At 36.8% G+C, this 14,283-nt stretch carries 13 protein-coding genes; 5 read left to right on the forward strand and 8 right to left on the reverse strand.

What is annotated here, in order from left to right:
• Nucleotides 1-426 precede the first annotated feature (426 nt).
• The 3 genes from SAGCYANO_RS43900 to SAGCYANO_RS43910 form a co-directional block, all read right to left on the reverse strand.
• Nucleotides 427-858 (reverse strand): transposase, encoded by a 432-nt coding sequence (locus SAGCYANO_RS43900; protein WP_307785817.1) that lies wholly within the window; start codon nt 856-858, stop codon nt 427-429.
• A 54-nt stretch (nt 859-912) separates the two neighbouring features.
• The gene (locus tag SAGCYANO_RS43905) at nt 913-1,254 is read right to left on the reverse strand and encodes a transposase (RefSeq protein WP_237395689.1); all 342 of its coding nucleotides are present in this window, start codon (nt 1,252-1,254) and stop codon (nt 913-915) included.
• 164 nt (nt 1,255-1,418) lie between these two features.
• Nucleotides 1,419-1,670 (reverse strand): hypothetical protein, encoded by a 252-nt coding sequence (locus SAGCYANO_RS43910; protein ID WP_237395691.1) that lies wholly within the window; start codon nt 1,668-1,670, stop codon nt 1,419-1,421.
• 458 nt (nt 1,671-2,128) lie between these two features.
• Here SAGCYANO_RS43910 and groL point away from each other — a divergent pair, with 458 nt between their 5' ends.
• Nucleotides 2,129-3,811, forward strand: a complete 1,683-nt coding sequence (gene groL, locus SAGCYANO_RS03085; protein ID WP_202218737.1) for a chaperonin GroEL — start codon at nt 2,129-2,131, stop codon at nt 3,809-3,811.
• A 237-nt stretch (nt 3,812-4,048) separates the two neighbouring features.
• Here groL and SAGCYANO_RS03090 read toward each other — a convergent pair whose 3' ends face one another.
• A complete protein-coding gene (locus tag SAGCYANO_RS03090; protein WP_202218738.1) occupies nt 4,049-4,687 on the reverse strand; it encodes a restriction endonuclease subunit R in 639 nt (212 codons plus the stop codon).
• A gap of 133 nt (nt 4,688-4,820) precedes the next feature.
• Here SAGCYANO_RS03090 and SAGCYANO_RS03095 point away from each other — a divergent pair, with 133 nt between their 5' ends.
• Complete coding sequence (locus SAGCYANO_RS03095) at nt 4,821-5,096, forward strand: type II toxin-antitoxin system Phd/YefM family antitoxin (protein ID WP_202218739.1); 276 nt, start codon at nt 4,821-4,823, stop codon at nt 5,094-5,096.
• Nucleotides 5,097-5,258: 162 nt separating this feature from the next.
• On the opposite strand, the gene SAGCYANO_RS03100 is transcribed toward SAGCYANO_RS03095, so the two are convergent.
• A complete protein-coding gene (locus SAGCYANO_RS03100) occupies nt 5,259-6,638 on the reverse strand; it encodes an AAA family ATPase (protein ID WP_202218740.1) in 1,380 nt (459 codons plus the stop codon).
• Between the two features lie 180 nt (nt 6,639-6,818).
• On the opposite strand from SAGCYANO_RS03100, the gene SAGCYANO_RS03105 reads away from it, so the two are divergent.
• The 3 genes from SAGCYANO_RS03105 (at nt 6,819) to SAGCYANO_RS03115 (ending at nt 10,416) form a co-directional block, all read left to right on the forward strand.
• On the forward strand, nt 6,819-7,973 hold the full coding sequence (locus SAGCYANO_RS03105; RefSeq protein ID WP_202218741.1) for a hypothetical protein: 1,155 nt from the start codon (nt 6,819-6,821) through the stop codon (nt 7,971-7,973).
• Complete coding sequence (locus SAGCYANO_RS03110; protein WP_202218742.1) at nt 7,970-9,520, forward strand: WD40 repeat domain-containing protein; 1,551 nt, start codon at nt 7,970-7,972, stop codon at nt 9,518-9,520. The genes SAGCYANO_RS03105 and SAGCYANO_RS03110 overlap by 4 nt, the downstream gene beginning before the upstream one ends.
• A 422-nt stretch (nt 9,521-9,942) precedes the next feature.
• Entirely contained in the window at nt 9,943-10,416 is a 474-nt protein-coding gene (locus SAGCYANO_RS03115) for a hypothetical protein (RefSeq protein ID WP_202218743.1), read from the forward strand.
• A 165-nt stretch (nt 10,417-10,581) separates the two neighbouring features.
• On the opposite strand, the gene SAGCYANO_RS03120 is transcribed toward SAGCYANO_RS03115, so the two are convergent.
• The 3 genes from SAGCYANO_RS03120 to SAGCYANO_RS03130 all read right to left on the reverse strand — a co-directional run bounded on the left by SAGCYANO_RS03120 (nt 10,582) and on the right by SAGCYANO_RS03130 (nt 14,227).
• Complete coding sequence (locus SAGCYANO_RS03120) at nt 10,582-11,427, reverse strand: Uma2 family endonuclease (protein WP_202218796.1); 846 nt, start codon at nt 11,425-11,427, stop codon at nt 10,582-10,584.
• 185 nt (nt 11,428-11,612) lie between these two features.
• A complete protein-coding gene (gene cofH, locus SAGCYANO_RS03125; RefSeq protein WP_202218744.1) occupies nt 11,613-12,851 on the reverse strand; it encodes a 7,8-didemethyl-8-hydroxy-5-deazariboflavin synthase subunit CofH in 1,239 nt (412 codons plus the stop codon).
• Between the two features lie 89 nt (nt 12,852-12,940).
• Complete coding sequence (locus SAGCYANO_RS03130; RefSeq protein WP_237395692.1) at nt 12,941-14,227, reverse strand: transposase; 1,287 nt, start codon at nt 14,225-14,227, stop codon at nt 12,941-12,943.
• Nucleotides 14,228-14,283 lie beyond the last annotated feature (56 nt).

Consider the following 14,283-nt stretch of genomic DNA (forward strand, 5'->3'; position numbering starts at 1 on the left):
GATGTCTAATAAATATCTGATATTTCTGCCAATTCTAGTGGTGAGCATTTCCTGCGGACTGCTGCGCAAACAGCTATTAGCGGTCAGCTAGAGCGCAACAATACTCTCTCATATAGGACAGTGTTTAAATCAATATAGACTTTAAGGGCAAGGGAAGCACTTTTGTAGTAAGACAATTAAATATTGCTTTTTCCTAAACTAAAAGCAATAGCTGAAGTCTGCAGTTCCTCCGGAGGAGGCTAGCTGAAGTCCGCAGTTCCGACCATAGGAGGCTGGCTGACTGCTGAATGCTTACTTCTAGTGTTCCCTCTTGAATTTACACCTAACACCTATCACCTACCACCTACAAGGCCATAATTCTCAAATTTTCTCAACTATGTACCGCTCAACTAAACTTACTCAAACTGAACGAGAAGGTCTGAAAGTCTAGTCAAACGCAAGTGGATCGACCACTACAGGGTTAAACGGCAAACCCTTTATTCCTTGGTCAAAGACATCAGGAATTACTTTTTTAATAATGTTCAACGACCCATTGACATCTGCATTTAATAATTTATTTTCTCTGGTTTTATACAACCCTCTTGTTACTCTTTTTCCACTAAATTTCGGTTTTTGTTCTCCATATTTCGGTAAATCATCCCCATCTAAACAGCTCGATTGAGATGTATAGGATTCTTCGGTAATTATTACTTTTATTCCTCTTAGTTGGGCTTTATACCTTAACATCTCTATTAACCTATAGTGAGGGATATTCACAAATTGTTGATTGTTCTTTTTCCCTAATTTTATCTCTTGTTTCCAAGTCTGATTCTGCCCAATAATTAAGGTTCCTATTTCATGCTTGATACACCAATTTATTACCCTTTTACTTGCTGTATGGAGATAGTTTTCTACTCGACAATTTCGTTTCGGCTAAGAGCCGACATGAATGTGAGTTAATTTTTTTAACCGATGAGAATTACTTTGATTGTGGTTGGTTTTTAGTTGGGATTGTAAATAAGAGCGTTGTTTATTATAAAAGGTGTTAATTGCTTTTAATGGTCTGCCTTTAATCAACAGAGGTGTAGTTCCTGTTTGATTTGTCGTTACAGCTATTAAGTTATTTACTCCTAAATCTACTCCTGCTATTTGTTGATTTTCTGTTGTTGACTCCGATTTTTCATAGACTATTTCTATTATGTAACAGCTACTTTTGGGGATAATTCTGGTTTCTATTATTTCTGTCTGTGAAGTGTGGATTTTTATTTCACTCATTGACAGATGACAAATTCCTTTTTTTCAGGTTTTTTTGTATATTGATTCATCAGGATAGGGCAGAATATTTCGGCATGCATTTTTTATGTTTATATTTGGGGATTTTTGGTTTCCCTAAAAATTTATTTGACTGTTTTTGCAACTCTCTTAAAGCCGCAAAATAACTACTCCAAGCTGAGTCTAATATCAATGATTATTTGCTCACTTACTTTGGTAGGTAAAGCTTGATAATCTTCACTTTTAGATACCTGGTGATACAGTTGATTAAAGCTTAGTTTCTTTTTGTTTTCAAAGAAGTATTGACGATAATAATAGTTAGCTAAATTGAATAAATTTTTCGACAAAAAAGCCTTGTGGTCTATTTCTGACCACAAATAATGTGATTTGGTAATAACATGACGTTCAACTAGCTTCATATCCTAATTGTAGCTGATAACGACTCAATGAATAGACAACTGAGCAAAATTACTCATTTTAGTTTGATAGCTATAATTATGAGTAAGTTTGATGAACTTTAGATAAGTTTTTGCTTTCTGTATTTACCCCCATATTCCGCACTTCAATTTGTAACATAAAAATCAGTATAAAATCCGTAGCTTGCTTAAGTATTTATACTATATAAATTATCTTCATTTACCTCAATCGAGAGTCAAATTCTCAGATTACTTATGCCAGCATAAACACTTACTGAATCCTTGACTCCTATTGACCACTATAATTTACTTCTTACTTCTTACTTTTGAATGCATGACTTTTGACTTATTTTTTTATACTACATTTTGTGCTGCGGAATGTGGGATGTACGGTTTCCACGAACTAGCACTCTACCTCGCCGAGTGCTAAATTTTTATTTGGAAGCAATAGGAGAAAGTATATGGCCAAGATTGTAGAATTTAATGATAAATCCAGACGCGCTCTAGAGCGAGGAATAAATTCCCTAGCTGATGCAGTCCGAATCACTATGGGTCCAAAGGGTAGAAATGTATTATTAGAGAAAAAATTTGGCGCACCACATATCGTGAATGATGGGATTACCGTAGCCAAGGATATCGAACTAGAAGACCCTCTAGAAAATACAGGTGCTAGACTTATTCAGGAAGTGGCATCCAAAACAAAAGATATTGCTGGAGATGGCACAACTACCGCTACAGTTTTAGCTCAATCTATGATTAGAGAAGGTCTCAAAAACATCACTGCTGGAGCAAACCCAGTAGCAGTGCGTAAAGGGATTGAAAAAACCATTAATCAGCTAGTCAAAGAAATAGAAGCAGTTGCTAAACCAGTAGAAGGAGGAGCGATCGCTCAAGTAGCTACGGTTTCTGCTGGTGGTGATGCAGAAGTAGGACAAATGATTGCTGAGGCAATGGATAAAGTTACTAAAGATGGGGTAATTACTGTTGAAGAATCTAAGTCTCTCTCTACAGACTTAGAAGTTGTGGAAGGGATGCAAATCGACCGTGGTTATCTTTCTCCCTATTTTATTACTGACCAGGAGCGGTTAGTAGTTGAATTTGAAAATGCTCGCATTCTGATTACTGATAAGAAAATTTCCTCTATTCAAGATTTAGTACCTGTATTAGAAAAAGTTGCTCGTGCGGGTCAATCTCTTTTAATTATTGCTGAGGATATTGAAGGGGAAGCTTTAGCTACTTTGGTAGTGAATAAAGCACGGGGTGTATTGAATGTTGCTGCTGTGAAAGCTCCTGGTTTTGGCGATCGCCGTAAAGCAATGCTCCAAGATATTGCTATTCTCACAGGTGGTCAACTTATTTCTGAAGAAGTAGGTCTGAATCTGGAGATGGCAGATTTAGAGATGATGGGAGTTGGTCGGAAAATCACTATTAATAAGGACAACACTACTATTGTTGCTGGTGGGGATACAGCAGAGGAAGTGAAAAAGCGCATTGCTCAAATTCGCGGACAGCTTGAAGAGAGTGATTCTGATTATGACAAGGAGAAGTTACAGGAGCGCATCGCTAAGTTAGCTGGTGGGGTAGCAGTGATTAAGGTTGGTGCAGCAACAGAAACCGAACTTAAAGACCGCAAGTTAAGAATAGAAGATGCTTTGAATGCTACTAAAGCTGCTGTAGAAGAAGGTATTGTGCCTGGTGGTGGTACTACTTTAATTCATTTGGCGACTAAGGTTGATGAGTTGAAAGGTAGTTTAAATGAGGAAGAGCAGATTGGTGCTGATATTGTCAAACGTGCTTTAGAAGGACCTTTACGTCAGATTGCTGATAATTCTGGAGCAGAGGGTTCGGTAGTTGTAGAGAAAGTACGTTCTACTGATTTTAGTGTTGGTTTTAATGCCATAACTGGTGAATATGAAGATATGATTGCTGCTGGTATTCTTGACCCTGCAATGGTAGTACGTTCTGCGTTGCAAAATGCGGGTTCCATTGCTGGTATGGTATTAACTACTGAAGCTGTGGTTGTTGAGAAACCTGAGAAGAAAGCTGCGATGCCAGATATGGATGGCGGCATGGGCGGCATGGGCGGCATGGGCGGCATGGGCGGCATGGGCGGCATGGGTATGCCTGGCATGGGTATGATGTAATATTGCCTGTCTATTTAGTACTAGAAGGCAGAAAACTTTATGGTTTATGGTATCTGCTTCGCCACCCTGTACTAAAGTCTTATATTAATTTGCCTAAAACGGGATGGATGAATTGAGATGATGTTCACCTTTCCCGTTTCCTTTTTTATATCTCTTGCAAAAGTCTTTCTTAAAACTTCAAACTTCTGACTTCTGACTTCAATAATAAGCAATTTTCCTTTCTGCCTTGTGCCTTTTTCAATCAATTCCTTCTAGCGCAATTTGAGTTAAGCGTTTGAGAATGCGGAGTACATCATAAAGTTCATTACCAGGATTAATAGTAATAAACATTTTTGAAAGAGCATATTGTGGTGGTTCTCCATTAACTAATTTAACAAATATAAAACCGCCACCTGTAGAAATCATCCCATAATTAGGGCGACTTGGATGAGGATTTGCTAACATATAAGCCAGAATTTGACCCCGTCCAGCTTCAGTAGAAAATTCAGCTTTTTTAGACTCAATTACCATTGCCCAGAATTGGTCTTTTAACACCAAAGTATCAATCTTACCTTTAATAATAATATCTTCATCTTCGACTGCTAAATTAATCGCAGGTTCGGAACGAATATACAATGGATAAAGAAAAAATCCCCCAATAAATAAAATTGGGTCAACTACTGCCATCCTCACAACATTTTCTAGCACTGGCGGATAATCTGTTAGGTTAATAAATCCAGCTTTTACTTTATCTAGGAGTTGTTTTTCTAAGTCAGTAAGTTCTGGTAAATTATCTTGCCATTCCCGGAAAAATTCCTCGTCTTGGTTTTTTTGAAGTCCGAAGTTATCAATAAGATAGCGGATGTTGACGTCTTTTGCTGGAAGAGTTTGAGTCATAGTTTTTGAGGAAATTTTATTGCAAATGATTTTCTACTTTTAGTATATAATTTTGATATTGTAATTGGAAAAATTGCCCCAAAATGACAGGAATTGGTGAGACAGCTAGTTAATTTTTAATTAAAAAAATGATATGACCAACTATTCACTCACAGATTTCGAGCATAACCCTAAGTATTTTGTGCAGCAAATTAAAGAAATACAAAAACCCATAGTCTTAACAGTTAATGGTAAAGCAGAAATAGTTATTCAAGATACAATTGCCTATCAAAAATTACTAGAAAGATTAGATTATGCTGAATCAGTTGCGGCAATTCGCCAAGGAATAACAGAATTTGAACAAGGCAATTTCAGTTATCAGTTATCAGTTATCAGTTATCAGTATTTATGTCTGAAGCTAGAGGCTTGAAATATTGAATAGAATATTTTTATTATCCTCTTGAAAAGGGTGGCTTGAAATATTATTTGTTTTCATAAAAATCTGCTTGTGTTACATAATAATGTTACAATAAACCGGATTGATGAGAGATATATTTCCTATGGTAAAGGATTTAATACAAACCCGGTTTCTCTACTTTTTATTTGATATTAAATATTTTTTCCAAACAGGATTTAGAGTAAATACTGTCAAATTATTCTCTAATTGCCTATCTAATAATAACCGTTTTTTCAGGGATTGAATTACGTTTACAGATTCCTGAATAGATAGTTCTGATTTTCTAATTGTTTCTCCTATTGAAATTGGTTGGTTTTGGTTGGCAATTTTCTCCATTATTCTGATTTCCACAGGAGATAAATTCTCAAATTGTTGTTCTAATTCTGCTTGTAATGCTTCTGGTAAAATTAGGGTTTCATATTCCATAAATTCTGCTACTTGACCGCTAAATAATTCTTGAATTGTTGTTGCTACTATATCTAACCATCGGGGATTTCCTTGATAATTATTAATCAATTTTTCCCAGGATTCTCGATCTGCTAATTGGCGTTTTTGGCATATTTCATTTGCAGCAGCTCCTAAACTTCCTAAAATTAAGGTTCGTACTGGATAATTTTCTGTTTCTAATTTGGTAATTTCTGGGATTTTTTCTCTACTTATTAATAGCAAACAACTTTGATGGGAGACTGTGACAAGTAGTTGAAAAAAATCCTGATAATCTTCATAACCAGATTTGTATTGACCTGCAAGTTTTCCTGGAGCAAATAATTTTTGTACGTCATCAAATATGATGCAGCAACGATATTTTTTCAGGTATTTTTGTAGTTCTGATAATAGGGTTTCTATATTGTCTGAAGTTTTTGTTTCTGGTGCGAAAATTTGCAGGAGGTTAGTGAGAGTTGTGGTGAGGGTGGGAGAAAAGCGGAGGGTGCGATAAATGATGTAATTAAACGTAGGGGTTTGGTCTCCAAACCCATTTATTTCCTGGATTAATTGTAGAGAAAGAGTAGTTTTGCCAATACCACTTATTCCTAAAAGTGAGATTACACGAAGGCGATCGCTCACTATCCATTTTGATAAGGTAGAAAGTTCCTCTGTGCGACCGTAAAAATTGATAATTTCCGGTGCTTTGTCTAGGTCGATAATATATTGAGTTGGTGTTTGTGGAGGGTTGGTTTTTGTTGAAGAATTGCGAGGGTTTGACGGACAGATATTAATGTTATTTGTTATGTTATCTCTACCAATAGCCAAATTGTAAATTTTTGCATTTTCTAATATTGTTCTAAAATTTGCTTTAGTAATATTTTCACCCAGTATTTCCGATAAAATTTTCCATAATTTAGCGCCGATATACCTAACATGAGTTTCGCTAGCATAAGTTTCCTCAGCAATCTTTTTGTAAGTCTGACCTTCTAAAGTACGTTGCAATATAGTTTTTTGCAAGTAGTCTAAATTTTCTCCAGTATGGTCATAAATTAGCTCTTCAGCCAACTTCAAAACTTCTTGAATATCCATATCCATATATTAGGAAATGTTAGGGGGTTGGGAAAATTATAGCTAACAAATCGTACATTTCCTACAAATCCTACAAGCAAATTGAAGGGAAATTTCCAACAATTCCAACTGACAAAGCCAGAATCTATGAGGAAAGATGGATTATTAGGACATTATTATAGATGAACTAATCCGCAAGTTATGAATACTTACTCAGTTATTATGCTTGGGCCACGGGGTTCTGGGAAAACTGTGTTCTTAGCAAGTATGTACAAAAAGCTATCTACACAGGGGAAACTAGGCTTTTTTCTGAAAGTTGAAAGCACAGAAAAAAGAAAGCGTTTGAATAATATCTACACACAAGTAGCTTTTGAGGAAGAATGGCCAAGGGGAACAAGAATGTCTGAAGTATCGGAATGGGAATTTACTTGTCGTGTACAAACACAAAGTTTGTCTACTTATGATGCCTGTAAATTTGCTTATATAGACTACGCAGGAGGTAGATTAATTGACGAAATGGAGGAAGAAGATGAGGAGTTTAACAGTATAACCAAGAACGCAGATATTATGCTAGTCTTACTAGATGGTCAAAAACTTTGTGGTTTGATGGGTGGGAAAAGATCGGACATGATCTGGGCTGCCAAAGATTTGCCAAGTATGTTACAGCAGGTGCAAGACAATCAACGCAGGCCAGTACATTTTGTTATTAGTAAATGGGATATTGTTGAACCATACTATAACCTCAGAAAAATACGCGATCGCCTACTTGAAATTGAGGAGTTTACTAATTTAGTCAGAGCTAGAAATCAAGCTGGTATTCCAGTCAGACTAATTCCTGTAAGTTCAGTTGGCAAAGGATTTGCGACTTTAAACAAAGATGGTAGTATGGCAAAAAACGATGGTGTTTTCCCTAAACCATTTCAGGTTGAAGTACCTTTAGCTTGTACTTTACCTGACATCATTGAAAAGAAGGTTCAAGAATTGAGGCAAAAAATAGCAGCAGAACAAGCTAGAGAAATTGAAGTTAAGCCAGAATTAAATTGGAGAGACAAATTCGGGAAAACTTTAGGTTCTATTGGTCAGGGAGTCAAAACAATACAGAAATTTTTACCTAAAGGATATCGGTTTGATGAAGATATTCTCGAAGTTTTAATTGAATTTGCCGAAAAACCTGCTAGAGAAAAAAAAGCAGTGGCTCAAAGAAGAACGGAAGAGTTGCGTATTAAACAAGCAAAATCTCTCAACAAAGTTGTTGATGAAAAAACAGCACTAGACTCTGCTGTTAATTCTTTTTTGTCAATTAGAAATCAACTAGATATTGATTTTCCAGAATCGGATTTGAGAAATGTATTATGAATCAAGAAGTTTGGTGTTTTTTAGTAAGTGGAAATAAGTACCTTGACTATAGAACAGTTGTGGCTCCTAATTTTATGCGCGAACAGAATTATACGCTCATACTTGCTCGGGTAGCAGAAGGAGAAATAACTGACGAAGGTACTGCATATTACCGGAAAATTATTAACTCTAAAGTAGGAGATTTAACTTTAGTTTTCCGAATTATTGAAGCTTTGGAAATAGATATAGGTATTTCTGGAGATGGTGTTCTTAAAGACTCATTTGGTAGAGTCATTAGTTTAATTGAAGGTTTTGTTTTTAAAGGTGATTTTCCTGCAAAAAATCTTGTAGTAACTTCAGAAGATTTTGATAAAATTCACCAGCAAATTATTGAGTATTATCAACAGTTTTGGCATGAAACCAGCCCAATTCCTGCCTATGCTTCTCAATCGTTTTCATTATCAGAAAAAGAAAAGGATGATAATCCTTTTCAACTGATTAAATTAGAAAATTATATTGCTGGAAATAAACCTCAAAAACAAGCCAAATTAGTAACTAACGAACAATTATCAGAAAACGAAAAATTTAAGGAAGAATCTTTAGGCGATCGCTCTATTCCTCCGTCATGGCAATTTAACATTATCAAGGAATTTATTGACGAAAATAGGTTTGGCTTAGAAATTAATTCAATTGCTATATCTCCTAATCGTCAAGAAATTGCCATTCGATACGATCAAAACAAAATAGTTATTCAAAGTCTTGAAAGTTTTGAAGAGAGGACACTGTTATATGAAATAGAATTACTGGTGGGAAATGCAACTCCAATTATAATTGACTCTACTGGTAAATTTCTCGTAACTTCTGTCATTGAAAGATTTGATGACAATATTATCAAACTTTGGGATTTAAACACGGAAGAATTTAAACAATTGGGGAGTAATGGAATAAGCGGCTTCAATAGAGTACAAGCAGTAGCTTTTCATCCTGATAGTGAGACAGTTATTACTGGTGGGAGTGACGGAAAAATTAAACTATGGGATGCAACTGTAACAGGGGAAATAACAACTCAACCTATCCCAAAACATGATACTCAAATTAGGTGTATGGCAGTTGATAAAAAGAACAATATTCTTGCGAGTGGAGACAAACAAGGTAATATTAAAATTTGGGAATTAGGAGTAGGAAGTCTCACGGAAAAAATGACTATTTCTGCTGACACACGCTCTATTAATTCATTAGCGTTTTCTCCCAATGGTAAAATCCTGGCGACTGGTGGTGATAACTGCATCATCAAACTATGGAATGCTGAAACAGGTGAATTATACGATCGCCACCAAAGAAAACATTCAGCTATTGTTAACTCGGTAGCTTTTAGCTCTGATGGGAAGTTAATTGCGAGTGGAGACGATGATGGAAATATTAAAATTTGGAGTCTGAAAAGTCAAACCGCTGTTTTTGTAGGGAATAAACATACAAAAGCTGTAACTTCAGTAGTGTTTACTCGTGATGGCAAACTCATTAGTGGTGGTAAAGATGGTAAGTTGATTACATGGGAGCAAATCAAATAGACATCTTCGATAATCAAAAATAAAATCAATTCTTATTGCCTTTGTTGCACAAATATCAGTCCTTGCAGTGTAATACTTTATCATTAATAAAATTTATTGATAAATCCTTGTTTTATAATGCTTCTAAAACTTTTATGCAACAAAGGCATTCTTATCTATAAATTATTAATACTCTCCCTTATTCCCTGTTCTCTCTTTTTGAGTGGCCAAAAAATTATGATTTTGGGCAGACAACCATAGAAAGATTAGGGGAAAATTATTCCTCCTACCTCCTACCATAAACACTCATAATTTTTCAGCAAACTCTCCTGTTGACAAAACCAATAATTTTGTTTATACTTATTTCCAGGTAACTTCTTTTTTTTTTTATATTTTCCCATTCTAGTATATTTAACTATTGTCCAACAGTTGAGGAAAAAATCATGGGTACTAAAGAAGCATCTTTTTTATTAGGTATGTCTCGTCAACGTTTATTAGTTTTACTCGCTCAAGGAAGAGTCAAAGGAGCCGAAAAAAAAGGTAGATTCTGGGAAATACCAGCTTTTGAGAATGGAATGCCCGTAATAATTCCGGCTCGGCGCGGTCCGAAAGGTATGTGGCGCAAGAAAGAAACTACTACACCAAAAATGATTCATGTCAATCAACACAAAATTAAAAGTAATAAAGGTAAGCCTCCAGCAGAATTGGAAGCTGTAGTGTCACTCAAACACGGCAATAATAACTATTATGGTTATGAGTTATATATTTCAGGTCCTTGCCAAATCGTCTATCGACCTTACAAACCAGCAAGTTGTGGCGCTCACTTGTGGATTAATACTTTTGATTCTGTGCAATTCATAGATACTAAATCCAATCCAGCCACTGCAAGGCAATCTAGCAAACAAATTTACGCCTAGCCTGGTTTCAAAGGCAGTCCGATCATCACCAAAAAATATTTCCAAGCTCAGAGCAGCTCAACTGACAATAACTTCAGCAGGCTTTGTGCTGTTTGTGGGAAATCGTCTATCTGACAAATTAGTAGGGACGTTCCATAGAAGATCCCTACATTGTTTTGATATCTATTACTCCAAAAGTTTCTGAACTTCCTCAACACTCAAACCAAGAGTTTCAGAAACTTCCTCCATACTTAAACCCATTGCCAACAACCGAGAAATAGCATTCCTTTGGACAAGCAACGCCTTTTCAAGTTCAGACTCAGCACGTTCAGCTCTTGCTTTTTCAATTTCCGCACGTTCGTTTCCTATTAACAGCAAATTACCTTCTGCATCCCACCAACGTAACCACAACATAAATTGATTGTCATAATTACCTTGCCAAAGTCCTAATTCTACCCCCAAACGCTCAATAGGATAGTGACCCCGCTCATTTGGTGACATCTGCTGGTAATACCCATCCACCAAGTGATAAACTTCCAGATGACCACTTGTAATTTCGTAAATGCCATAATAAGGAATTCGGATAACCTGTTCGTATACCCAAAACTTTCCAGGTTTAATTTTCTTTCCCTCAGATGTTCGGGATACAGGCGTTCGATCTCGTTCTTCTGCACCATCACCTGATGCCAACTCTAAAGCAATAAATGGTGCAATATGTTCTCGCCAGATAACATAAGAGCGACGATATTGACCATCAAGTAAAGGCGGTACATTAGGAACATAAAACCAATCTGGGCAAACTGCACCTTGTTCGGGAGGGTCTGTTTCCCGCCAATAGATGCCACAGTCTTGTCCGATCGCATATTCTCCATCAGGGTGAATACGCTGCAAAACAGGAGTAATGGAATCTGTAAGAATAATACTTTGGGGATGCTCTTGGAAGTTTTTCACAAATGTACCGTCTGACTCTGGCAGTTGGGTATGGTCTGGAAAAGACGGTGGTAGTTCAGTTTGAATTTTTGTTTCTGTCATCACTAACCCATCCATATTTGATATGTTGTCTGATTTTAACAAAAATCTAGTTGTTTTTTTAGGCATTGCTGGCCAGAAAATGTATAATATGTTGTAGTTGTAGGTTGGGTTAAGCGATAGCGCAACCCAACAAATCTATGTATAACTGTTACTTTCTTTGTTGGGTTTCATAACTTCAACCCAACCTACAAATACTTAAAACTTTTGACTTCTAACTTCTGACTTTTAAATTTTGACTTTTGACTTGGTTGATAAAGTGTATCCCTCTGCCGATCGCTTCTCCCCAAACTCCTAATAGCTTCTTGCAAATTTTCGACTTCCATACAAGTACCTCCGACAGCACCTGCCATTGTTGTAATATGCTCTTCCATTAACGTACCGCCAATATCATTACACCCCCACTTCAACGCTTCTTTTGCTCCATCCAAACCAATTTTTACCCAACTTGGTTGATGATTAATAATCCAATTTCCTAAAAATATTCTCGACACTGCTGTTAATAACAAAACATTCAGCAAAACAGGTTGGTCGCGCCCCACTCTCCGACGCAAAGGTGCAGGTGCTTCTTGTCCGACAAATGGTAATAAAATAAATTCTGTTATTCTCGCAGGATAATTTTTCTCAATGGCAGTTTGTTGGAGCGATCGTAATCTCTCCAAATGTAAAATCTGTTGTTGAGGGGTTTCAATATGACCGCACAACATTGTACTTGTGGTTGGCATTCCCAAGCGGTGTGCTGTGCTGACTATTTCTAACCAAGTCGCTGTATCAATTTTTTCTGGGCAAATAACTCTTCTGACTGCATCATCCAAAACTTCCGCAGCAGTACCTGGCATCGACCCCACCCCCTCATCCCGCAAAGCAGCAATTACATATTCATAACTTACGCCATCCTCTCTAGCAATAAACTGTACCTCCTGGGGAGAAAAAGCGTGTAAATGTAATTGAGGAAACTCATCTTTAATACCTTTTACTATTTGCAAATAATAAGATAAAGATTTACCTGCAATTTTAGCTTGAAGATTTAATCCTCCCTGCATACAAATTTCTGTTGCCCCTCGTTGTACTGCATCATTAGCTTTTTCCAGAATTTGACCAATATCTAACCAAAAAGCACCCGCATCTCCCTCATCTCGGCGAAAAGCACAAAAACTACAATGTTGTTCGCAAATATTGGTGAAATTTATATTGCGGTTGATAACGTAAGTAACAGTATCTCCTACTTGTTGTTGTCGGAGTTTATCTGCGGTTTTCTGGATAGTAGTTATTTCTGTGGGAAGTTGAGTTAAGGGAAGTTTTCCGAAATTTGCTTGAGAAGTTGGGGATAACAATAATAGTGTTTCTGCTGTAGATAGGTCATAACCTTCTAAAGCGCGATTTAAAATTGTCTCTAGGTTTTGGTTTGTCAAGTTGAAAGCGGTCATATTTATCAGGTTAAAAGTAAGAGTGAGAAATTGATGTCTCCAGGGGTTAAAACACCCTGAATTCTAAGCGGATGTGCTGGCTGCGGGCGCTATTGCCACGCGACGCACTGCTTACGATATTTTCTAGTTAGATCGTCCAACTTATATCGTTGTGGAAGCATCAAAACTTCCCTACCAACCTTGGCTAAATCTAAACTTAGCTGTGTTGCTACTTTTTTGATAATATTTCCAGCGCCATTAGCATCGGCATTAATCAATTTACCTGTTGCTGAACGGTACAAGCCACGATTAACACGCTTTCCTGATGGCTCCCACCTTTTGGGTTTTTCACCAAATGTCGGTAAGAAATCTTCATCTAGAAAACTAGCCTTACTCGTGTAACTTTCCTCAGTCTCAACAAACTTAATTCCATACCGCTCAGACAATTCAGCTATCCTGGCTTTTAACTTGGCTGTTGGTATTTGAACAAACTGTTGGTTATTCTTCTTGCCGATGTTAATGCTATCTTTTTGGCGTTGATTCCACCCAAAAACTATTGTGCCTATTTGATGCTCAATACACCAGTTGAGCACAAATCTAGCTGCTTTGTTCACATTATCCCGCATCTGACGGTTGCGCTTTTCAGTAATAGCTGCTAAGTTATCGTCCCAGTAGTCACCAGACTGGCCTGATTTTATTTTGGCTACTTGCTTGTTGTACCATTGATTTTGAGATTTAACCTTTTTCCCATCAACTATAAAAGCCTTTCCCACATTACTCACACAGGTTAACCAGTTATTTAATCCTGGGTCTATGCCTAAGACGTTTTCTGCTATTGGTTGGCCTTTTTCTAGTGTAGGTTGCTCATAAACAAATTCTAAATAGAAGCAGTTGTTTCTGGGAACAAATCTCAATTCTTTAATTTGATTGAAATCTAAGTTGCTAGGCATTGGCAATAAAAAGTGGTCTATTCCAAACCATGCTTTGACTTGCTTACCTAGAGGGAACTTAAGCATTCCATTCACTAGCTTGACCCAGCGTGCTGGATAACTAACGACTGCTAAACCATTCTTTTTGCGGTATTTTGGTGGTTTTGGCTTTTGTGCCAGTTCACCTGAAGTAAACATTTTGGCAAGTCTTGCATAAGAGTTGAAGGACTCAATTACAGAATGTAATGTCTGTTGGGCACAGGCTGAACGCATAGCCTTAAAATGCAGATTACTTTTTAACTCAAAATCTAGTTCAGCTTTAGACACAAAGCGTCCTGCTTTAAATAGCATTTGACGACAATAGTAAATACCACAATTTGTCAACTTATTTGCTTCTGTGCATAGGTATTCAAGCACAGCCATTACTTCTGAGGTATTCTTGACTAGGTGTTGTTGACATCCATACATTAATTAATTATCACCTCCTGTGGATATAATAGCACTATTAAATACCGCTTTATTAC

The sequence above is a fragment of the Okeania sp. KiyG1 genome (assembly GCF_014132355.1).
Classification (GTDB): domain Bacteria; phylum Cyanobacteriota; class Cyanobacteriia; order Cyanobacteriales; family Microcoleaceae; genus Okeania.